Origin of the sequence: Paenibacillus sp. N3/727 (assembly GCF_022637315.1) — a bacterium.
Lineage (GTDB): Bacteria > Bacillota > Bacilli > Paenibacillales > Paenibacillaceae > Paenibacillus_AQ > Paenibacillus_AQ uliginis.
On record NZ_CP093336.1, the window covers coordinates 4,714,393 to 4,734,141 of the forward strand.

Genomic DNA, 19,749 nt, shown 5'->3' on the forward strand with positions numbered 1-19,749 from the left:
TTAAATAATGGATTTATGTGTCTGATGCATGTGTATCTATGCTTCTTTATGTTTTTCATTCATAAAAGCTTTAATACTCTCTTCGAAATGAGATAAGTCTATTTCCATATTCAAATCGTACAAAAGAATTGCGCGAATTATTTTCTCCAATAGTTCTTGTTCCAAATCTTCCTGTTCTTGAGATCTTATCTTCTTCTTTACTTTTTTTATAGCAGGGTAAAATCGATGTATGATGGCCAATAAAGCTTTCTGGTCTCCACTTTGTGCTTCTTTCACCAGATCAATCAGATATTTCTCTGCCTCAATCATTTGTTTCGACCTCCATCTCTTATAACCTGAGCCAGAGCTTGAATAGAGTCATTAAGGTTTTCGATTTTTTTCTCAAATCGTATGAGTAAATATCCTGTAATAACAATGGGGAAACCAAAGTTGCTTATTGCCGTTATTAACCATTCTGAGCCATTCATTTTATTTTCCTCCCTTCTATAAAAAGCTCTGGATAAATAATAGACATTCGCCTTCTGATTTTTTCCAAAGCTGTGTTCCTAGACTTGGATACGGCTTGAGGAGATATAGATAATATTCTTGAAATTTCTTTATCTAAATAACTCATGGAGTACGTGTACGTAAGAATTTTTTTCTGAGTAATTGTTAGATCAGAGAAGGAATTGAATACGCTTTCATCTGAAATTGAATCAAGAAGGTCCTCAGGGTTCGGGCTTGCATTAACTTCATCATTAATGCTTTGAGGTGAATATTTTTCGCCAAAACTTTGATTATTTTCCTCATTCAATTCCATATCGAAAATTACCGGATTTCGTTCTTCTCTACGCTCCTTTTTCCTTTGATAATCAATAAAAGCATACTTTATCGTAGAGCTCAAATATTTCGTAAACCTGACTTCGAAATAAAAGTCACAAAATGCATTTTCTAACTGCTTCCAGTATTTCAGGGATTGACCATTTAAGAACAAACTGAGAAGGAGACAATGTTCTGGATATGAAAAAAACCGCTGGACAATAAAATCATTGGAAAATAATAAAAACTTTTGAGGTGATACTGTTATTCTCTCTACATTTGAATGATTAAGTGATTGCCATGATACTGCCATGGGACCTCCCCCTCTCAAATTCAGACTATCTATATATTTACATTGCTGGAAGTTCATAAAAAAACAACCTGCAATCCAAATATTTTAAATTTTGTCTTTTTGAAGGTCATTTTATGTGGATACAAACAAAGAGAGTGAATTATATAGGTCTATATGCTTATATCATTCTAAGACTAAGGTTATCCTAAAATGGAAATTATTTCATCATATATAATGATTAGAATTTCATATGAGGATATGAAAAAGCTTGTGACCGAGAAGAGGAGCATCCACCCTCTGCGATCACAAGCTTTTTTTACAAATATATCAATATGGCAGTACTGGTTGTTTTTTGGGGGAGTTCAAACAATGTAGTGAACAAGAGCGATTTAATGGCTCAGGGGCTTGAATACATTTTTTCGTTCTTCAAAAAAGGAGGTAGGGGTATATGGCAATATTAGAACTCACCGTTCCAAAAGTAGTTACAGCCGAGGGGACTCATCCCGGTAGCATCATTGCTCGTCAAAATTTCACCGTTTCCGTCATTGCTCGTAATTCTAACGGAACAATTGATACTGCTTATAACAGCACTCTGACCGTCTATGCAAACTCAACATCCAGCGACACTGCATTCACAATTGGAACAATTAACATGAGCTCAGGGCGGGGAACGTCTTCAAATCTTAATATTACATCCGTTTATACAACAAGTAGCTCTCGAAAAATTACCGTGAAGGCATCGAATGGCGACCTGGCAAGCAAGCTGGTCGGAGTATGGTTTAAGGGAAAAGCATCCGAATTTAATGATACAACGGTCTCATGTTCAGGAACTTTACCCTCCCGTTATATTGCGTTGCCTCAGACAGGTCATTGCAGCGATAATGTTATTGTTCATAATACAGGTACAAGTAAATCGGTTACAGCTCTGGTAAAAGATGTGGGGCCTTGGGTTCCCTGCGGCACTTGTTCAGCAGACCCATATTGGAATACGGGTACGGTTCCTTGGGCCGAAACCAATAAAGATAAAGATCGCTCAAACTTATGCGGATCGAACTGCAAATATACAGTGAATGGCGCAATCATTGATTTGAGCAAATTGATCATGGACGACTTGGGCGTCACTGGTACAGCCAACACTCGATCACTCAATAATGCTTTGTGGCGCTGGGCATAAACGTCTATCGACGTACCTCTAAGAAGACAAAGCACACTTAACGGTAGTTTTTCTTGCGAGATAAGGATGCTGTTCACTCCAATGTTATTACTTCCTTATCTCTTAAAAATAGGAGGAGCCCCCCTCCTATTTTTCTTTTATATGCGTGTGAAGGTCAATATTTGTTATAAAGAAAATGCCTCCCGTAATCTCTGATGATTCTGCCGTCACTTCGTAAAAAAAGTTATCATCAAACTTGATTGTTGCTAAAGCACTATTATCTGTTCGTTTTTTTATTTGAATGAACTCTTTTTTAATCTCATCATCTTTTTTATAAGCTGCGGGAACTAAATTGGAAGCTTTGATACTAATGAATGTTTCGGCATGTCCTAACCAGGGATGATGACCTTCCTGAAAGGATTTAACCGTCTTTTCTGTAATGTTTTCAATCTTACCTAGAGAATAGAATGGAATTTCGCTTACAGTTCTATAATCATTCAAATTTATAGTGTAGAGCGTGGTTACTATTTCTGTGTCTTCCTTCTGGCTTTCATTCATATCTTTGCTTTTGGAAAGCGGAATTACAATAGACTTATGAAATGTAAGTTCGTAGGAAGCTAAACGTTGCTCAGTATCAAGTTCAACATCAAATACCCCATTGCCATTTGCATCCGAATAGAATGTAAGCTCTCCAAATTCATTCGTGGGCGATTTTATTGTAAGGCTCGTTTTAAAAGTTCCATTCTTCTGCACATCAATCTTTCCCTCAGACAAAAACCCATGTCCATCTTCTATTTGATAAAAAAAGTAATTTTGCTTTAGTCCTTTTACTTGGCCTGAGATCGTGAAATCCAAGCCAGAAATGAGCATAGATTGCTCATCCAGCTCAACAGTTACTTGGTTATCGCTGTTGCTATTGCAACCCGCAATAATAAATAAACTCATGAACACCAGCAATAAAACTTTATTCATATGTTCCTCCTTTATTTAACTAAATGATCGAAACAGGTTGTTTTTCTAGATAGATAACACACTGTACATTAATAGATTCAAAAATAATCAAATCGAAAGGAATGAGATCAATGAGTTTGTCGGGAAAAAAGATTCTTATTGATGCAGGTCATGGAGGAAGTGATAGTGGTGCCAGCGGTACAGTAAACGGACAAACAAAGTATGAGAAGGATTTGGCGCTTCTGTTTGCGCAATCTGCAAAGTCGTATATTGAAGGTGCCGGTGCAACTGTCATTATGACTCGCAATAGCGACACAGCCGTCGGAATAAATGACCGATGGAAAAAAGGTCAAGATAACGCTGTTGATGCTGTGATCAGTATCCATTTTAATAGTGGCAGCACTTCTGCTAAAGGCACAGAAACCTTCTATGCACAGACTAGATCTGGGGACAAAGCTTTCGCAGAAAAGCTTCAGAAAAGAGTTGTTGAATACCTCGGAACGAAAAATATTGGAGTAAAAGATGACACGAAAGCCGCCGTTGGAAGTTTAGGAGTCCTTCGTTACCCAACCAACAAAAATTATCCAAGGGCACTGGTTGAAGTTGAATACATTTCGAATTCAGCCGCTATGAAAGTTCTTGATGACCAACCCATGTATGAAGCATCTCTTGATTTTGCAGCAGGAATTTTAAAAGGCCTGGAAGATCACTTTTAAACCCAATCGAACAGTTTTGATTAAGTAAATACACTTCAACTCATAACAGTAAAGATGGCTCAGGGGCTTAATTCCCGTTCAAAATTGAACAGGATAAGCCCCTCTTCATGGAATAAAAAAATCAAGATCTGGTAAAAATGTTATGCTTCTCTAATAGTTTTAATGATTCTTAAATATTGAATATCTCCTAGACCGTAATGCGGGAAAAGATGAAATAAATGTTTCAGCAAGTCATCCTGAGACTTATCTAGATGCTTTTTTATATACGCTGTAATTTCGTTATCTTCCTTTAAATACTCCAAATAAAGTTTTATTCCCTGATACATGACGGGCATTAGTTGAACATCAGGAATACGATGTTGAATCAAAACCTGCTCATAAATTTCTTTATAACCTTCTAGTCGTACTTCAGTTTCTTCCACATCATAAGTCGTTTCCTTTACCATATGATAGTATACTTTTCCTTTATACCCCATTTGTTCCAAATATGCTAGTACTGTAAGTAAATTCATCTGACAAAACATGTCATCACCAAACCATAAAACAATACATTTGTATTGTTTTTCAAATAGAGGTTTTAAAATGTTAATGGTAATTTTCTCATATTCCTTTAAAGATACTTGATGTCCTGACGCTCTTATTTTATTAAATTCGTCACTGAATATTGTAGAACAGGTATCATTGGAACACATAGCTTCATTAAAAGGAACGTAGTCGCTTTTCCCCATTAGCTGCTGTGTATAAAACTCTTCATACATCATCTGTCCATTTAAAATATTCAATATATCCTGATCAAACTGCCCAGCGATTTTATTCTGTAAAGTTTCAATTTTTAATTTCAGTGAAATATCCAACATAAACCCCTCCATTATACCATTCATATTAAGTTTCACATAAGATTGCAGTGGCTGCGGATTTTTTCTAAAGGCATTAGGACTAATACCAAATGTATGTTTAAAAGTTCTTGTAAAAGCTTCCTGAGATGAATACCCATATTTAAACGCAAGATCAATCGTTTTTTGATTTGTTTGTTTAAGTTCAATAGAAGATAGATATATTTTTCTAAGTGCTATATATCTCTTGATCGTGATTCCTGCCATTCGATGAAACTTGAAAGAACAGTAATAAGGTGAATAACCTATATCATTCCCTAAGTTCATTAAAGAAAAATCATCAAAAAGATGGTCTTCAATCCAATCTATCATCTCCTGCATCATATTGTTCACCCCCTTTGCCCTTACATTAATGATAAATGAAAAGAAAGCGAAAGTTTTGATATAAGTTGTGTAATATTCGGCCCAAGTGATGACTAATACCGCCTAGCTCCCTATTATCCACCTCTGTACTAAACCTCATGAAAATCGCCCTTCATCTAGCCTAACAGGCCAATTGAAGGGCGATGAAATCAAACCTTTTAATCATAAACTCCAACCTTCTGCTCTTTTTCTTATTTGCAAAAAGTTCTTATAAATTCCGTCTTCTTTTATTAAGTCTTCATGCGCTCCCCATTGAGCGATTCCGCCATGATCAAGCACAATAATTTGATCCGCATGTTGGATGGTCGCCAAGCGATGCGCAATAATAAGGATCGTCTTTCCTGCAACTAGCGCACTGATCGCTGCTTGAATTTCATGCTCGTTTTCCGGATCCATACTTGCCGTTGCTTCGTCCAGAATAATAATAGGCGCATCTTTCAGCATCGCTCTTGCAATGGAAAGCCGTTGTTTTTCGCCGCCCGACAACGTTGATCCGCCTTCTCCAACCATCGTGTCATAGCCATCCGGCAATGCCATAATAAACTCATGGCAGCGTGCCTTTTTAGATACCTCCACGACTTCCTCCAAGGTGGCATCCGGCTTTCCGAAGCGGATATTGTTTAGAATGGTATCATGAAACAAATACACCTTTTGGAATACGATACTCATATTTTTCAACAAGCTTTCACTCGTAACCTCGCGGATATTTACTCCGCCGATTTCGATCTGCCCCTGATCCACATCATAAAATCTCGCGATCAGCTTGCACAGCGTCGTTTTCCCGCTTCCGGAAGGTCCGACGATTGCCGTAGTTGTATGTTCCGGAACCGTAAAGGAAACGTCCCGAATCACCTGCCGCCCTTCATAGCCAAACGATACATTCGAGAATTGAATATCAAATTTCTCCAAATGAATTTCTTTACTAAGCTTATCCAGAACCTCCGTCTCATTTATCTCTTCCAGCTTGTCCAGCGTTGCGTCAATCACCTTCAATACATGGGAGGCGTTATTCATCGCTTCAACCTGATTAAAGATCACGAATGAAAAAATAACCATCATGATCATCGTCGATAACGGAATGATTTCATTCATCGCCAGCCATGCCGAGACGGCAACGATGCCAGTTGAAGCAGCATGAAGGGAGAGCAGATGCAGACTATTGTACGGCATATAATTTTTTTCGATTTTGATATTGATCTCTTTGCCCATTTCATACGCCTTATGAATACTTTCTTTCGTAACCCCCTGCTGATGATAGGCTTTCACTTCAGGCATTCCCCGAATGTACTCAATCGTCGCTGAAACCATGCGATCTTTAATTTGCTGATGAATCGGCGCGTTCTTCTCACTTTTGCCGCGCAGCAATGTTAAGAATAGAGCAGAAAACGCAATGCCTGCAATAGCCACAAGCGCAACTGCATAATGATAAAAGGCCAAGCACAGAACTAGGGTAAATACACTGATGTAGCCGTTTACGATGACATCAATCATCTTCATGCCGTGCATTTCGATAAAGGATAAATCTGTCGTTACAGCCGAAGTAATATCTCCCGCTTTTTTACGATGAAAAAAGCCCAATGATACCCGCTTTAAAAGTCCGCCAATGTGAATTCGTTGTTCAGCCGTTACTTCATACCCCACGCTTTCTTGAGTGGATGCACGAAGATAGCCAAACATAAAACGGCCGGCCACAGCGATCACCATAGAAATGGCGATATACACGATAGAGCTTGTCGCGAGCGACTCCTTGCCATTCATATCTTCCAGAATCAGCTTTAAACTATAAGCGGCAATGATGACAGGCAAGGCGGTGAAGAGAGTATGGAAAAAAGAATAGACAAACCCGATATAGATACGCTTTCGCCGAGTACCCGTCCAATTCAGCAACCGCTGGATCGATCTAACCATTGGCATGCACCTCCTTGGCACCGCTGCTCGCTGCCCATGCTTTTGCGCCGATATGGGCCTCCCACATATGCCGATACAATTCGCATGTCTGAAGAAGCTGGTTATGACTTCCTGTGGATTCAATCTGTCCATGATTGAGCACGATAATTTGATCCGCATGCTGAATCGTTGATAATCTATGGGCAATGACGAACAAAGACTTTCCTTTTGTTAAAGCGGCAATCGACTTCTGCAGCTTCTCTTCATTCTCGGGATCAGTAAAAGCGGTCGCTTCATCCAAAATGATAATGGGAGCATTTTTTAGCATTGCTCTGGCAATTGCCACTCGCTGCTTTTCTCCTCCGGACAGCCTGCCCCCTACCTCTCCGGCAAGAGAATGATAGCCATGCTCTAATTGCTCGATAAAATCATGGCAGCAAGCGGCCTTAGCCGCTGCAATCACCTCTTCATCTGTCGCATTCGGATCTCCGAGCCGAATGTTGTCTATCAAGGAGCAATCGAAAAGAAAATTGTCTTGCGATACGAAACTGACGGTATTCGCTAATTGATCCAGGGGAATTTGTTTGAGCGGAACATTTCCAATCGAAATCTCCCCGTCCGTTACATCCCAAAACCTCGCAATCAATTTGGCAATGGTCGATTTCCCGCTTCCCGAAGGGCCTACCAGTGCCGTAAAGCTTCCTTCCGGAAACGTTAGATTGATCGAATTGAGCACCTTGTTTTGTGCGGACACTGTGTCTTGCGAATGCGCTGAATACGAGAAGGAAACATCGGTAAAGATTACTCCGTATTGATCGAATTGGACTTGTTCTGATGCATTCTCCAGCTCTTCTAACTGTAAAAATTCATTTACTTCCATAACGGCATATTCGATCGTCTTCGCGTTATTCACAAATAAAGTGAAGCTCGTGAGCGGTCCAACAATCCCTAAGGATAAAATGAAGCAAATCGCCAGCTCGGAAGGACTCAATGTCCCGGTCTGATACAAATACATCCCGATAGGTACAGTGCCGAGCAAGGTTGAAGGTAAGACAGCATTGGAGAAATTCATCAGCTTCCAGGTATTGCGAAACCAGCTCAGCGTATAGCCTTTAAAAGATTGAATGGCTTGCTCAAACTTTTCATAAGAAGAGGAGGATTGATTGAATGTTTTGATGACTTCAATTCCTTCTACATACTCCACAATGACACTATTGACGTGATTGCTGGATTCCATGTAAGACGCATATTGCTTATTAAAGGATTTCATTAAATAAGCAAAGGCGATTGCCGCAATAGGTACGGTTAGCAGGGCTGCAAATGCCATCCGCCAATCGATAAACAGCAAATACGCAAACACGCAGACCGGCAATAAAAGGTTTGAAATGCCTTCAGGGATGATATGCGCAAGCGGCAGCTCGATCGTTTCTACCCGATCGATCATGACATTCTTCAGCTTTCCTACCGATTGGTTCTGTACAGTTCCTAACGGAGCTTTCATTAGCCGTTCAGCAATCCGAACACGCATGGATTCCAGGATTTGATAAGCTGCATGATGAGCTAGTGTCGTTGAAACAGCATGAAAAATGATTTTCACCCCATAGCCGCCAAGACAAACACCAGACCAAAAAACAATGTCGCGAAACTGAACTTCATGAGTCATAAACAAATGAATGATCTGATAGACGCCGAAATAAGGGATAATTCCTCCGACAACACTAATGATTGCACACGCTACCGAGAGCGCCAGCCGATTTTTACAGCCATCGGCGAACGACCAGACAATGGAAACCCAATTTGAATTTTTCATAAATATTATTCACACCCGCTAATGATATGTCTTCAATAAAGAAAGCTTGCCGAGCATGTCAAATTGAAACAGGATGAGGACTGCCAAGGCTGATCCGATCCAAAAAGCACCTATAAAGAAAATATCCTGCCTCGCCATGGATGATCGGCGAAAATACGTACGCGTCCGGTAAGCTCCGAAGGCGCGCGAATCCATCGAATAGGCCATACGTTCTGCATGACGTAAGGATGAGGATAGGAGAGGCAGTGCATATCTTTGAGTTCGTTCTAGGATTTTGCGAGCCCCTTTCCCTGTATAGCCGCGAACCTGGTGAGCCATTTTGACAAGCTGAAACTGCTGCATAAGAATAGGAATAAAACGAAGAACAGCCATTGTACCGTATCCAAAGCGATAGCCTACTCTCCATTGTTGAATGAGCGCGCGAATAAGATCCGCTGTATCTGTCGTTAAGGTGAATAACAGCGATAGAACGAGCATGGCAAGCAATCGCAATCCTGTAGCTAACCCGAATAATGCCCCCGCTTCATATACCTCAATGAATCCGAAAGAAAATAACAGTTCCGAGCCTTCGTTGATCTGATCGCTGACCAAGAGCGGATACAGAAGAATGAATCCAAGAACAATGAACAGCATGGGTGCACATACTTTGGCATAACGCATCAATGGAATTCTCCCCAGCATAAGCGTAATGCCTATCGTTAGAATGATAAACAGCAGCGGTGTCCAGACATTGGTCGTCAAGGCCAGGAAAATGGCTGGCGGGCCTATTGCCAATAATTTGCTAAGGGGATTCAGACGATGCAGATAACTCATACAGATGCCGCCCGAAATTGCCGTTCGATTTCCACAGATGGCGGCAAGTTAAGACCTGCTTCGACAAGCAACTCCTTCCGGTCAAACAAAGCTTGTACCGTTCCGTGGAAGATTAGCCTGCCTGTCTTCAACACTGCTACGTGATCGGCATATTCAGCAATCAAGCCCATATCATGCGAGATGATGATGATGGTATGGCCCGTCTCCTGTAATTCCTTCATCAGTTGCATAAGCTGATGTGCATTACGCCCATCTTGTCCGAATGTCGGTTCATCCAGAATAAGCAGCCTTTGTCCGGTAATGAGCATGGAAGCTGTGCTTAAACGCCGTTTCTCGCCATGACTTAATTGAAATGGATTGGCTTCGATATATTTCTTAAGCCCAAATCGATCCAGCATCTGCTCAACTCGTGCATAAATTTCATCTGTAGACAGCTGCATCCCTTTCAGTCCAAAGGCCAGTTCGTCGAACACTCGATTCGTGACAAATTGATGTTCGGGATTTTGAAAGACGTATCCAACCTCTTTCGCTATGTCATGTACAGGCCATTCCACAAGATCGCGTCCGTGTAAATAGATGACCCCTTTACCCACCTGTTGCAGCTTGATCATGTAACGCGCCAGAGTCGACTTGCCCGCTCCGTTCTTTCCAACAATGGCCAGAAAATCACCCTTGGGCACACACAAATGCATGGGCTGCAAGATGCATGCATTCTTGCGTTTGAATTCAGCCGACCGGATTTCAATGGCAAGCTCCTTTTCCGCTGCTGCCAGACCGGGCTGCATGTCTTCCGCAAAGATATGCGTTGTATCTGTATGGTTAGCAGCTTCAGCAATTCTGAAAACAGTTCTTGCTGCAGCTTGGAGCGCAAGCTCCTCTGTCTCGCCTGTCAAGCGGATCTTTTCCAGCATGCTTATGGTTTCTTTTACGGTAAGCGGACTTTCGGCTACGGCAATCCCCCGTTTCCTTAACTCATGGGTGAATGTAACGCTATATGGCAGCCAAACGCCTTCTTGTATTAATTCATCGTACTCGTGGTAAAAAACTTCACGAGGATGACCATCAGCTATGATCCTTCCATTTTTTCCGAGGACGAGGACACGATCCGCTATAACCATTAAATCGTCAAGCTTATGTTCGATCATGATGATTGTATAATTGCCGCTCTTTCGAAGATTTCGCAGAACGGCAAACAATTCCCTCGTGCCCTCTGGATCAAGATTTGCCGTTGGTTCATCCAGGACGAGAACTCGCGGCTGCATACATAATACAGAGGCCAGAGCGAGCCGTTGTTTTTGTCCGCCGGAGAGCTTGTCGATCTGCCATTGCCTGAATTCCGACAATCCGGTTTGCTGTAACGCCGCCTCGATTCTCCCCTCCATTTCGCTGGGATCCAGGCATAAATTTTCCATACCAAAAGCGATCTCATCTTCCACTTTCATGGTGACCAGTTGTGCTTCCGGATCTTGAAAAACAATGCCGACTTGTCTTGCCAGTTCCGCAATCGGCGTGTTAGATGTATCTTTCCCTCCCACTCGGACGACTCCGCTGAACTCCCCATGAATACTATTAGGAATCAAGCCATTCAAACAGAGCACGAGCGAGCTTTTCCCCGCTCCGGAAGCGCCAAGCAGCAAAACCGTTTCATTATTGCCGATCATTACATCTATGCCGTCCAGTACAGGCTTGATTGTTCCCGCATAAGTAAAGTGAACATCGTGCATTTCAATCATGAGTTTCACTTCCTGTAAGTATGATCTAATGATGATCTGCGATAATCTGCTAATAAACCTAATTTCAACATCGACTCTGCCAACAGTTTGGACAATATTCCACCGATCGCTCCGCCTATGGCACTCACCGCAAGCATGGTGATTTGAACACCGATCGATAACGCCGCATGGCCGTATAAGGGGTATTCAAGAAGAGTGCTTAAAATGGTGGCGACCGAGCCGCTTATCATCAAAAACAGAGTTGAATATTTTCTATACAGTACCGCTAAAAAAGGCACTTCACACTCAGCCCCGGCCAGGGCTGCCCATACAATTCCGATTAAACCATAGGGTGAAAATGGCAGCATAACAAGGCCGCCAATCGTCATCGAAATGAGAGCAGCACCAGGTTTTCGAATGAGATAAAGAGCCATGAGACCGGGAATCATAAAAATCCCGTCCGTTATTCTCGAATACGCCGGACCTAATATGGCAGCAAGCGGGAAATAAGCAAACGTCACGGCAAGCAAAACAAAAGCAAACACAACGCCAATCATTCCTGTGATCAAAATATCTTTTGTATTCCAAACAGCCCTCCTGCGCTGTACAGGGTTGCTATAAGCCAGATCTTTCTCCATGCCGTCCACCATCCTCTTTCTCATTGATAATCAATATCATTCACATAGTTAATATCATAAATAAAAAAAGAGCGGTTTAACCGCTCCAATCCGTCTGAGTATGCTCCATTCGGACAACGTCTTTCTGATACATCGCTGGTGTCAACCCTTTAATCTCTTTAAATGCCGCTGCAAACTTGCTCGGATTGCTATAGCCGACCTTTCCTGCGATGATCGTTATTGTATCGTCGCTGTGTCTTAGTAAATAGGCAGCTCTTTCCATTCTGTACTTTCGTAAATAGGCATAGATGGATTGCCCGTAAATAGCCTTGAAGCATAGCTTCATCGCCGTTTGCGAAATATGAAATCGATTTGATAATTCTTGCAATGTCATATGCCGATCCAAATGGTTACGAATATAATCCATAATTTCTTTCACCGTCTCCACTTGCTTTTTAGGAAAATAGGGTCGGCTTTCCCCATCTTCGGAAACGTCTACGGCACTTAAAATGAGCAGCAACTCTATAATTTTAATTCTAAAATACGGAATTCGGATCGGTTCTGGAACAGCATATAACTCTGTGAAAATTTGTCGGATCGGTTCTGTAGTTCGCATCAGAAATGAGCGGTCTTCATGGCAAAACTTTGCACACAGCAAACGCAGATTGACTGAAAATGGTTCAAATATAGAAGCAGATGCTGTCATGGCCTCATCCAGATAAATACCAATAGTAATGCCTCTATACTCATTCAGCGGAAATCCAAACGTCTGATCAGGATGATTTTTTGTGCTGATTTGCAAATCTCCTTCATCTAGGTACATATAAGAACCATTTTGAACTTCACATTCAATCCGACCTTCACGACAATGATCAATCGTAAGCATCTGTGCATTCGGCCGGAACTCGGAAAAACAGCTTTTCATTTGAAAATCATTATACATGAGCTTAATGCCGGGAAACACATCGTAGCTCGTCATGACGCCTGTACCGCTATCATCCTTCATCATAAATATCGTACACTCTTCATCCTGCCTATGTATCTCAATACTATTACCGTAAAATACGTGTTTATCGTAACCGCTGGCTATAATCATCTGCCTCCCTCTGCGATAAAACTGATGCATCTCCAATAAAAAACTGTACAGTTCTCATATCGCAAGTATACAAATAAAAGCCCTCAGGTTCCATGACCCAAAGAGCTTCTATTCGCCAATCAAATACATGCTATCAAACTATTGAAGTCCTTCATATAAAGGAAATTGAGACATAATCTCACGTACACTTCCTAATATCTGATCTTTAACCGTCGAACTCTTGGGATTTTTAAAGGCAAGTCCAATAAGCTACGATGACCCTTCGGGCGCTTCAAGGCGGGGTTCGTGTGCATCAACTCCATTCCTATTGTCTGGAGAGTAAACGCAGAGGGTGGGTATTGGGCTTTGCTAAGGTGAACGAGGGATTAATTGAGGAGGGTATGTACCGACTTGCTGAAACGGTCTTATAGAATGTAGGGAGATTCATTCATCAAGGCCATGCCGTGATAAATTTCGTTTCCTTGCTCAAAAGTCAATAATAGAGCCACCGTCTCTGCTATCAGGACTCGTGGCTCTTTGTTTTTGCTCGACTTGATTTATCTTTCAGCCCAAGTTCTGTGCTTGTTGAGCTCCATCTTTTTCTGACATGCTTCTTCCAATTCAACTTCGAGTTGGTTGGCGAGATCTAAAATATTGAAGATGACATCATACATCTCCAAGCCTATATTCTCCTTTGCCAGCCGCACTTTTTCCTCCGTTGGGAGGAATGAAATGCTTAAAATTTCTTCTGCCAACTCTCCAACTTCCGTCATTAAATACAAGGTTCGGGTCTGGATCATATTGACACCGAATCCCTTTTCCTCACTGAACTGCTTGGCATATTTTTGCATGCTTGAAATATTCATTGATTTGTCCTCGACCTCATAAAACCATTCTCTATTTTCTCAAAGCCGACTTTAGGGTAGTACGCCATTGCACTTGGTGCGGCTAATAAAATCAGTGCGACTTCTTCCCCAATTTCTTCTCGTACCTTGGCAATGAGTTCCCGTCCTACTCCGGATTTCTGAACTTCTTTGTCAACGGCCAGATCAGACAGATAACAACAATAACTCCAATCTGTTAGTGCTCGGGCCACACCGATCATTTTATCCCCAAGCCAGGCGGTCAGCAGAATATCCGCGTTGTTCATCATCGCTTGGATTCGTTCAGATTGATCAATTGGTCGTACAATCCCGCTATTTTTAAACACCCGAATCACATCTTCAACGTTCACATCTTTATTGTTCCTGTAAGTGATATTCAACTCTTTTCGTCTCCTTTAAAAGTTGTATTTCACACAAGTTAGCTTTCTGCCTTGGCCGCGCGACAAAATGTTCCAGTGCACGTTGCAATGTAGCTCGGGGACACGCCAGATTGATTCGTAAAAATCCCTCTGCCTCTTCCCCGAAAACGGAACCTTCGGAAAAAGCAACCCGGGCTTGATGATACATCAGATGCTTCAATTCTTCCACGTTGCGTCCCATGCATATGGCAAACTTTTTTCATGTCGATGCTGTCATTGCGGCGTAATTCGATGATTTCGGAGAGACTCTACAGGTTCTTATGTACGGTTTTTCCAGGTTTGAACATTTTTTCTTCTTCAATCGGATTTTCTTTCGCAGTGATATGATGTGGATCTATTCGGTACACCTGAACCGGACCACCGAATATTGCTGACCGGTATTTGTCTACGTGCTGCTGGGGTAACGGCCGATTATAGTAACCAGGCACATACTTATATATCATTTCTTGCAACATGTGTGTAGCTTCATCCAGATCGACGATGGGCTGTGCCTTGCCAAAAATCATTACACTCATATACGCTGTGTCTGTCTTGGCTGGCACCAGATCAGTAATAGTTCCATATTCCTCACAAACAGTAAAACAGACCTCCGGATTAGCACCCATAACCTGATTTCTTCTCCCACCGGTGGCTCCATGGAAATAAAGCTTCCCATTTGTCCAAACAAAATTGAGCGGAACAACATACGGCAGATGACCATCGACCATTCCAAGATGTCCTATTCGAGCTTGCTGCAGAAATGTCTCAATCTTGCTCTTGTCCAACACTTCTCTTATCTTGTAACGCACTCCATCCATTGTTATCGCTCCTATTGTATTGAAGTATTATTATGTAAGTTTATCAGCCATTGGAATGAATATAAAAGTCCATAATTACAGAATTGTGGCAATCCATATCTGACATTCGCTATGAACAGGAGGATAACACCCGCTTTTTTTCTAAGTTCATTTTTCCACATCTCACCTTAGCAAGGAAGCCGTGGAAGGCGGAAATGATTACATCGCCAAACTGGAAGATTTGTTAGCCGAATACTTTCAACAAGCCGCCTCATAAAATTTAGTTAGCTTGCGCTAACTCCGTTACTCAGTCTTCTGTAACTATATCCAGCGTCCTTTTTTGTTAAAGCTATGAAGTAGTCGCCGATTTCATGGTGGAATGGCTCGAAATGATGAAGTTTCAGGTTGAGATCACGACCCATGCTGCCTATAGCTTTGCTGTGTCGGAAGCTACTACACCAACGAAGAATTGAACCAGTTGTTCGAAGTTGTGAAGGGTAATACGGTTGAATTGGCGGTGTTACTGGCTGCGTTCTACGACCTTCGGCGAAGCGAAATTGTCGGACTCAAGTGGAACGCCAATTAACTTTCAGCATCAAACGATTACTATTAAGCATACGGTCATCCCTGTTTATGCTCATCTCGATTACAGCTCGAAGATTTCACCCGGCCCAAGTGATGAGTAATACTCTGCTAATCCTGACCACATAAAAAAGGGCCCATAAATTACTTATAAGTAATTTAAAGACCCTTTTGGTTTATAAGGTGATGCGGTCGAGAGGACTCGAACCTCCACGGGGGTTAGCCCACACGGACCTGAACCGTGCGCGTCTGCCAATTCCGCCACGACCGCAAGTATGTATCTTCCTCATAAATATGATGAAGATGTGATTCCGGAATCAAAAACACTCTCTTATTTATGAGTATGTTTCAATTACCGTAATTAAGAGTATATTCCGTTCGTTTAAAAATTGCAAGAGTTTTTTTCGAATAACTTCCTTATTCTTTACTTATTGTTTTTATAGTCGATTTCAAGGACAATATTTCCTTAAGCTTTTGCGTCCTTTTGATATCTCTCTGCGTCTAACCTATGTAAACATCATGAAGCTACAAAATAAAAAAACAAGTTAGGCTGTAAGCTACGCAAAGGAGAGTATATAAAATGATGAAAAACAAAACAATCGCACTCTTAACAGCAACTATTTTGACAGGTTCCGCTTTCGCGGGCTTTATGAACACGACTTTGGCAGATCAAGCACAACCAAAATCCGTTACACAGCAGCAAGTTAAAAAAGCAACTGATAAACAGCAACAAAAAATGTTCCGGAACATTAAAATAATGGAGTCGGCTTTCACATTTACGGTGAAAGGTGAAGCAAGCTTATTTGAAGGAACTTATCAATATGCGGTCAAGCAAGGTAATAAGATTGTAGCAAAAGGCTTCGGAACAGCATCAAAGGGTGGTCCAGAGTGGGGAACATTCTCACAATACATCTCCATTCCGAAAAGCAAGCTTTTCGGTGATAAGCCGATGACACTTGAACTGTTTGTAATAGATCAAGCTACTGGCGCTAGCGTAAACAAACTTACAGTTCCTATGAATAAGATCGGCGAAGCAAAACAAAATCAGGTGTTTCGTAATACAAAAGTAACATCGTCAGCTGTCGTTTACACTGTAAAAGGCGAAGCAAGCTTATTTGAAGGAACTTATCAATATGCGGTAAAGCAAGGTAATAAGATTGTAGCAAAAGGCTTCGGAACAGCATCCAAAGGTGGCCCAGAGTGGGGAACATTTACCCAAAAAATTTCAATCCCTGTCAGCAAATTGTCCGGTGACAAGCCGCTCACAGTTGAATTGTTCGAAGTAGATCAAGCTACTGGAAAGATCACCAATAAAGTGGTTATGCCTGTGAAGTAATGACATATTCCCGCAGTGCCTATGCACTGCGGGTTTGTCATAAACACATACATTCAGAAGGAGGGTGTGTAACCGCGTGAATCAAACAGAACTAGCAAAAAGAGCTATTGCCGGTGACGAAGACAGCTTTACCTTGCTAATAGAAGAAAGAAGAGAAAGTGTATACCGGATGGCGTACACATATGTAAGAAATAAAGAAGATGCGCTGGAAATTGTACAAGAGGCTGTATATCGTGCCTTTATCTCAGTACACAAGTTAAAGCAGCCGCAATATTTTAACACGTGGCTGACGAGGATTGCTGTAAACTGCGCACTAGACTATATTCGCAAATCTAAAAAAGTTGTGTATATGGATAAGGAGCACGAAGGCAGCTACACGCAGGCGGAAAGAGACGATGCGCTGGATTTGCGCGAGGCATTGGAACAGCTTGATGAAAAATCAAAAACGGTACTTATGCTACGGTACTTTGAAGATTTAACGATCAAGGAAGTTGCAGAGGTGCTGAATACGCCTATTAGCTCGGTAAAGTCCATCATATACCGTGGGTTAGAGAAATTAAAAGTAAACCTTGGGGAGCGTGAATTTCTTGGATAAGGAGCTTAGTCGTTTGAAACAAGCCTATCATGATATTGAGATTCCAGCAGAGCTTGCTGCTGTTACGCAGCAGGCGATTGAAAGAGGCAAGAATCAGCGGAAACGTACAATAACAAGAAACCGTTGGATGAAGACGATGAGTGCAAGCACCGCTGCAGTATTGGCGCTATTCGTAATTAGTGTAAACACGATGCCGTCCTTTGCAAGTAGTCTGGAAGATGTGCCCGGTCTTGGCAAGCTGGTGAAAATACTGCAATTCAACAAAGGCAGTGCCGAAGGCGGTACGATACAGGATTCGACGGACGTTAGTTTTATCACAATAAGACAGCAAGGCAACAGCGAAACGATTACGTTGAATTTTACGAAGCAGAACCAAACGCAGGAGAAGGTAAACGCATTTCATGTCAAATTTACGGAGTATCCGAATACGATGACCTTTTCGGTGGGCGGTGCGCGAGCATTTTCCGCAGTTAAAGACTTTGAAACATTAAAGAAGAGCGAATACATTCAAGACGCTTACGAAATTATTACGCTGGACGACTCTTTAATTCGATTCAATGTGACGTTCAATAAAGCGATAACTTATGATGTAAAAGAATACGCAGATCCAGCGCAGGTAGTCATAACGATTACACCTGATGACGCTAAGGATAAGCAACGTCAACCTGTATATTCACTGCGGACGGCTTCTCATCCGTATGGCGAAACACAAGGTGCTGCTGAAGAAGCGTTGTTGGGATGGGAAAACATTCGGATATTAAAGGATAAAGAAGGTACTTTTTTTGTTGAAGCAGGGTATTATGCGACTGAAACTGAGGCTAGAGCCAAGTTAAAACAGCTAGAAGAGCAAGGTGTCATCGGAGAGCGGATGTATGTGGAAGAAAGGGAGCCTATGCAGCTTCCTAAGGTGATCTCCCCTGAGTAGTGACTAGAAGTCAGCCATTGATCGGAACTTTCACCCCAAGGATGACGCCCATGTTGTGTGAACATTAAAAAAGAGAGGCCCTTATCGATCAATAAGAGCCTCTCTTTCAGTCTATCAGATGGTCCATTCATCATGTATAATGCCGGACAATACCCAGCTGCTACCTTCTTTTTGGAACACAAGACGAAGGCTCTGCCAATCTATCCCTCCGTATTCAGGGTTAATGCCATCAAAGTAATATTCAACGAACACCGCTCCAGGATAGACTTTGCTCGCATTATTAATCGTGTTCCCTTGACTCTTCGATTCGTTATACCCAACGTAAGGGGCCTTGGCAAAGTCCTGGCTGTAAACAAACTTCTTATAAAAGTTCTCAAAGCTCATGGATATCGGTTTACCGCTGCCGTCAAACTTGCCCCACTGATATGTCTTTTTATTCTCAAAGCCTTCAGATAGTTTTTCTCTACTAAGATTAACATCCTTTGTACGGTCAACATATGCGTACGGCGAGAAGGTTACTCCCTTCGAGTGGGACAGCTTAGCCAGTTGTTCAAAATCCTGATCCTTTAGAGAATGAATAACCTGGTCTGCCAACTCTTTCACGGCTTGCTTCGCTTGTTCAGGAGTCAGATCTGGATATATATTGATTTCTTTCGTTGAACTATTCCACTTTGCAGTACCGCCCAAACTTTCTGCCGAGAATCGCAGTGGAATGAACAAATGTCCTTCTTTCATAACTGGTTCTGTATCCAGCACAATCGGGCTACCATTTCGCAATGCTTTCAACTGTCCGGCCGAAAGTTCAAAGCTATGTTTACCTTTTACTACCGAAGCGGATTTCTTTGATGCATTCCATTTCACTTTGGCACCCATAGCCTCCGAGACGGTTCGCAGAGGTACCATTATACGGCCATTGCGAATAAATGCTTCTCCTAACTGCTGCGCACCATTCACTTTTATAGAGAGCATTTCTACAGGCTTAGGATCAACTGCAGCAAAAGCGGCTGTATTGCCACTACTGTTTCCAGATAACGTCAAGCACAGCACGAGGACTATTGCCAACACGCCGGGTAACTTCTTCAACATCTAATCACCCTTTCCTTCTCCTTTGACAAAAACCATATTCCGGGCTTCGTCATGTGCTTAGTATAC

The 19,749-nt window shown here is 41.9% G+C and carries 21 protein-coding genes and 1 tRNA gene; 6 read left to right on the top strand and 16 right to left on the bottom strand.

The window, feature by feature from the left end:
• Positions 1 to 36 precede the first annotated feature (36 nt).
• The 3 genes from MNQ98_RS21975 to MNQ98_RS21985 are packed head-to-tail and all read right to left on the bottom strand — an operon-like array spanning position 37 to position 1,111.
• Positions 37 to 309, bottom strand: coding sequence for a helix-turn-helix domain-containing protein (locus tag MNQ98_RS21975; protein ID WP_241930150.1), 273 nt, complete (start codon positions 307 to 309; stop codon positions 37 to 39).
• A complete protein-coding gene (locus MNQ98_RS21980; RefSeq protein WP_208918433.1) occupies positions 306 to 467 on the bottom strand; it encodes a YvrJ family protein in 162 nt (53 codons plus the stop codon). Before MNQ98_RS21980 ends, MNQ98_RS21975 begins: the two co-directional genes overlap by 4 nt.
• Positions 464 to 1,111, bottom strand: coding sequence for a sigma-70 family RNA polymerase sigma factor (locus MNQ98_RS21985; protein WP_241930151.1), 648 nt, complete (start codon positions 1,109 to 1,111; stop codon positions 464 to 466). Before MNQ98_RS21985 ends, MNQ98_RS21980 begins: the two co-directional genes overlap by 4 nt.
• A 427-nt stretch (positions 1,112 to 1,538) precedes the next feature.
• Here MNQ98_RS21985 and MNQ98_RS21990 point away from each other — a divergent pair, with 427 nt between their 5' ends.
• Positions 1,539 to 2,264 (top strand): hypothetical protein, encoded by a 726-nt coding sequence (locus MNQ98_RS21990; RefSeq protein WP_241930152.1) that lies wholly within the window; start codon positions 1,539 to 1,541, stop codon positions 2,262 to 2,264.
• Positions 2,265 to 2,390: 126 nt separating this feature from the next.
• Here the strand turns inward: MNQ98_RS21990 and MNQ98_RS21995 are convergent, their stop codons facing one another.
• The gene (locus tag MNQ98_RS21995) at positions 2,391 to 3,215 is read right to left on the bottom strand and encodes a hypothetical protein (RefSeq protein ID WP_241930153.1); all 825 of its coding nucleotides are present in this window, start codon (positions 3,213 to 3,215) and stop codon (positions 2,391 to 2,393) included.
• A 110-nt stretch (positions 3,216 to 3,325) separates the two neighbouring features.
• On the opposite strand from MNQ98_RS21995, the gene MNQ98_RS22000 reads away from it, so the two are divergent.
• Entirely contained in the window at positions 3,326 to 3,910 is a 585-nt protein-coding gene (locus tag MNQ98_RS22000) for an N-acetylmuramoyl-L-alanine amidase family protein (RefSeq protein ID WP_208918429.1), read from the top strand.
• Between the two features lie 140 nt (positions 3,911 to 4,050).
• On the opposite strand, the gene MNQ98_RS22005 is transcribed toward MNQ98_RS22000, so the two are convergent.
• The 10 genes from MNQ98_RS22005 to MNQ98_RS22055 all read right to left on the bottom strand — a co-directional run bounded on the left by MNQ98_RS22005 (position 4,051) and on the right by MNQ98_RS22055 (position 15,180).
• Positions 4,051 to 5,136, bottom strand: coding sequence for a helix-turn-helix transcriptional regulator (locus tag MNQ98_RS22005; protein WP_241930154.1), 1,086 nt, complete (start codon positions 5,134 to 5,136; stop codon positions 4,051 to 4,053).
• A 192-nt stretch (positions 5,137 to 5,328) separates the two neighbouring features.
• The gene (locus MNQ98_RS22010) at positions 5,329 to 7,074 is read right to left on the bottom strand and encodes an ABC transporter ATP-binding protein (RefSeq protein ID WP_241930155.1); all 1,746 of its coding nucleotides are present in this window, start codon (positions 7,072 to 7,074) and stop codon (positions 5,329 to 5,331) included.
• On the bottom strand, positions 7,067 to 8,863 hold the full coding sequence (locus MNQ98_RS22015) for an ABC transporter ATP-binding protein (RefSeq protein WP_241930156.1): 1,797 nt from the start codon (positions 8,861 to 8,863) through the stop codon (positions 7,067 to 7,069). The genes MNQ98_RS22010 and MNQ98_RS22015 overlap by 8 nt, the downstream gene beginning before the upstream one ends.
• Positions 8,864 to 8,881: 18 nt before the next feature.
• The gene (locus MNQ98_RS22020; protein ID WP_241930157.1) at positions 8,882 to 9,676 is read right to left on the bottom strand and encodes an energy-coupling factor transporter transmembrane component T family protein; all 795 of its coding nucleotides are present in this window, start codon (positions 9,674 to 9,676) and stop codon (positions 8,882 to 8,884) included.
• A complete protein-coding gene (locus MNQ98_RS22025; protein WP_241930158.1) occupies positions 9,673 to 11,409 on the bottom strand; it encodes an ABC transporter ATP-binding protein in 1,737 nt (578 codons plus the stop codon). The genes MNQ98_RS22020 and MNQ98_RS22025 overlap by 4 nt, the downstream gene beginning before the upstream one ends.
• 5 nt (positions 11,410 to 11,414) lie before the next feature.
• On the bottom strand, positions 11,415 to 12,026 hold the full coding sequence (locus MNQ98_RS22030) for an ECF transporter S component (protein WP_241930159.1): 612 nt from the start codon (positions 12,024 to 12,026) through the stop codon (positions 11,415 to 11,417).
• 76 nt (positions 12,027 to 12,102) lie between these two features.
• Positions 12,103 to 13,101 (bottom strand): helix-turn-helix domain-containing protein, encoded by a 999-nt coding sequence (locus tag MNQ98_RS22035; RefSeq protein ID WP_241930160.1) that lies wholly within the window; start codon positions 13,099 to 13,101, stop codon positions 12,103 to 12,105.
• 536 nt (positions 13,102 to 13,637) lie between these two features.
• The gene (locus MNQ98_RS22040) at positions 13,638 to 13,946 is read right to left on the bottom strand and encodes a MazG-like family protein (RefSeq protein ID WP_241930161.1); all 309 of its coding nucleotides are present in this window, start codon (positions 13,944 to 13,946) and stop codon (positions 13,638 to 13,640) included.
• Complete coding sequence (locus tag MNQ98_RS22045) at positions 13,943 to 14,344, bottom strand: GNAT family N-acetyltransferase (protein WP_241930162.1); 402 nt, start codon at positions 14,342 to 14,344, stop codon at positions 13,943 to 13,945. The genes MNQ98_RS22040 and MNQ98_RS22045 overlap by 4 nt, the downstream gene beginning before the upstream one ends.
• A gap of 287 nt (positions 14,345 to 14,631) precedes the next feature.
• Positions 14,632 to 15,180, bottom strand: coding sequence for a pyridoxamine 5'-phosphate oxidase family protein (locus MNQ98_RS22055; RefSeq protein WP_241930163.1), 549 nt, complete (start codon positions 15,178 to 15,180; stop codon positions 14,632 to 14,634).
• A gap of 485 nt (positions 15,181 to 15,665) precedes the next feature.
• Between MNQ98_RS22055 and MNQ98_RS22060 the strand changes: the two genes are divergently transcribed.
• Complete coding sequence (locus MNQ98_RS22060) at positions 15,666 to 15,845, top strand: hypothetical protein (protein ID WP_241930164.1); 180 nt, start codon at positions 15,666 to 15,668, stop codon at positions 15,843 to 15,845.
• Positions 15,846 to 15,928: 83 nt separating this feature from the next.
• Here the strand turns inward: MNQ98_RS22060 and MNQ98_RS22065 are convergent.
• Positions 15,929 to 16,012 (bottom strand) — tRNA-Leu (locus tag MNQ98_RS22065).
• Positions 16,013 to 16,321: 309 nt separating this feature from the next.
• Between MNQ98_RS22065 and MNQ98_RS22070 the strand changes: the two genes are divergently transcribed.
• The 3 genes from MNQ98_RS22070 to MNQ98_RS22080 all read left to right on the top strand — a co-directional run bounded on the left by MNQ98_RS22070 (position 16,322) and on the right by MNQ98_RS22080 (position 18,597).
• Positions 16,322 to 17,077 carry a Gmad2 immunoglobulin-like domain-containing protein gene (locus MNQ98_RS22070; protein ID WP_241930165.1) on the top strand — a complete coding sequence of 252 codons (756 nt, stop codon included), beginning with the start codon at positions 16,322 to 16,324 and terminating at the stop codon, positions 17,075 to 17,077.
• A gap of 76 nt (positions 17,078 to 17,153) precedes the next feature.
• A complete protein-coding gene (locus tag MNQ98_RS22075) occupies positions 17,154 to 17,672 on the top strand; it encodes a sigma-70 family RNA polymerase sigma factor (RefSeq protein ID WP_241930166.1) in 519 nt (172 codons plus the stop codon).
• A gap of 13 nt (positions 17,673 to 17,685) precedes the next feature.
• Positions 17,686 to 18,597 carry a DUF4179 domain-containing protein gene (locus MNQ98_RS22080; RefSeq protein WP_241930167.1) on the top strand — a complete coding sequence of 304 codons (912 nt, stop codon included), beginning with the start codon at positions 17,686 to 17,688 and terminating at the stop codon, positions 18,595 to 18,597.
• 114 nt (positions 18,598 to 18,711) lie between these two features.
• Here MNQ98_RS22080 and MNQ98_RS22085 read toward each other — a convergent pair whose 3' ends face one another.
• Entirely contained in the window at positions 18,712 to 19,683 is a 972-nt protein-coding gene (locus MNQ98_RS22085; RefSeq protein WP_241930168.1) for a copper amine oxidase N-terminal domain-containing protein, read from the bottom strand.
• Positions 19,684 to 19,749 lie beyond the last annotated feature (66 nt).

Coding starts and splice junctions, on each gene's coding strand:
- MNQ98_RS21975 (WP_241930150.1), bottom strand. CDS start 309: ATGATTGAGGCAGAGAAATATCTGATTGATCTGGTGAAAGAAGCACAA.
- MNQ98_RS21980 (WP_208918433.1), bottom strand. CDS start 467: ATGAATGGCTCAGAATGGTTAATAACGGCAATAAGCAACTTTGGTTTC.
- MNQ98_RS21985 (WP_241930151.1), bottom strand. CDS start 1,111: ATGGCAGTATCATGGCAATCACTTAATCATTCAAATGTAGAGAGAATA.
- MNQ98_RS21990 (WP_241930152.1), top strand. CDS start 1,539: ATGGCAATATTAGAACTCACCGTTCCAAAAGTAGTTACAGCCGAGGGG.
- MNQ98_RS21995 (WP_241930153.1), bottom strand. CDS start 3,215: ATGAATAAAGTTTTATTGCTGGTGTTCATGAGTTTATTTATTATTGCG.
- MNQ98_RS22000 (WP_208918429.1), top strand. CDS start 3,326: ATGAGTTTGTCGGGAAAAAAGATTCTTATTGATGCAGGTCATGGAGGA.
- MNQ98_RS22010 (WP_241930155.1), bottom strand. CDS start 7,074: ATGGTTAGATCGATCCAGCGGTTGCTGAATTGGACGGGTACTCGGCGA.
- MNQ98_RS22015 (WP_241930156.1), bottom strand. CDS start 8,863: ATGAAAAATTCAAATTGGGTTTCCATTGTCTGGTCGTTCGCCGATGGC.
- MNQ98_RS22020 (WP_241930157.1), bottom strand. CDS start 9,676: ATGAGTTATCTGCATCGTCTGAATCCCCTTAGCAAATTATTGGCAATA.
- MNQ98_RS22025 (WP_241930158.1), bottom strand. CDS start 11,409: ATGATTGAAATGCACGATGTTCACTTTACTTATGCGGGAACAATCAAG.
- MNQ98_RS22030 (WP_241930159.1), bottom strand. CDS start 12,026: ATGGAGAAAGATCTGGCTTATAGCAACCCTGTACAGCGCAGGAGGGCT.
- MNQ98_RS22035 (WP_241930160.1), bottom strand. CDS start 13,101: ATGATTATAGCCAGCGGTTACGATAAACACGTATTTTACGGTAATAGT.
- MNQ98_RS22040 (WP_241930161.1), bottom strand. CDS start 13,946: ATGAATATTTCAAGCATGCAAAAATATGCCAAGCAGTTCAGTGAGGAA.
- MNQ98_RS22055 (WP_241930163.1), bottom strand. CDS start 15,180: ATGGATGGAGTGCGTTACAAGATAAGAGAAGTGTTGGACAAGAGCAAG.
- MNQ98_RS22070 (WP_241930165.1), top strand. CDS start 16,322: ATGATGAAAAACAAAACAATCGCACTCTTAACAGCAACTATTTTGACA.
- MNQ98_RS22085 (WP_241930168.1), bottom strand. CDS start 19,683: ATGTTGAAGAAGTTACCCGGCGTGTTGGCAATAGTCCTCGTGCTGTGC.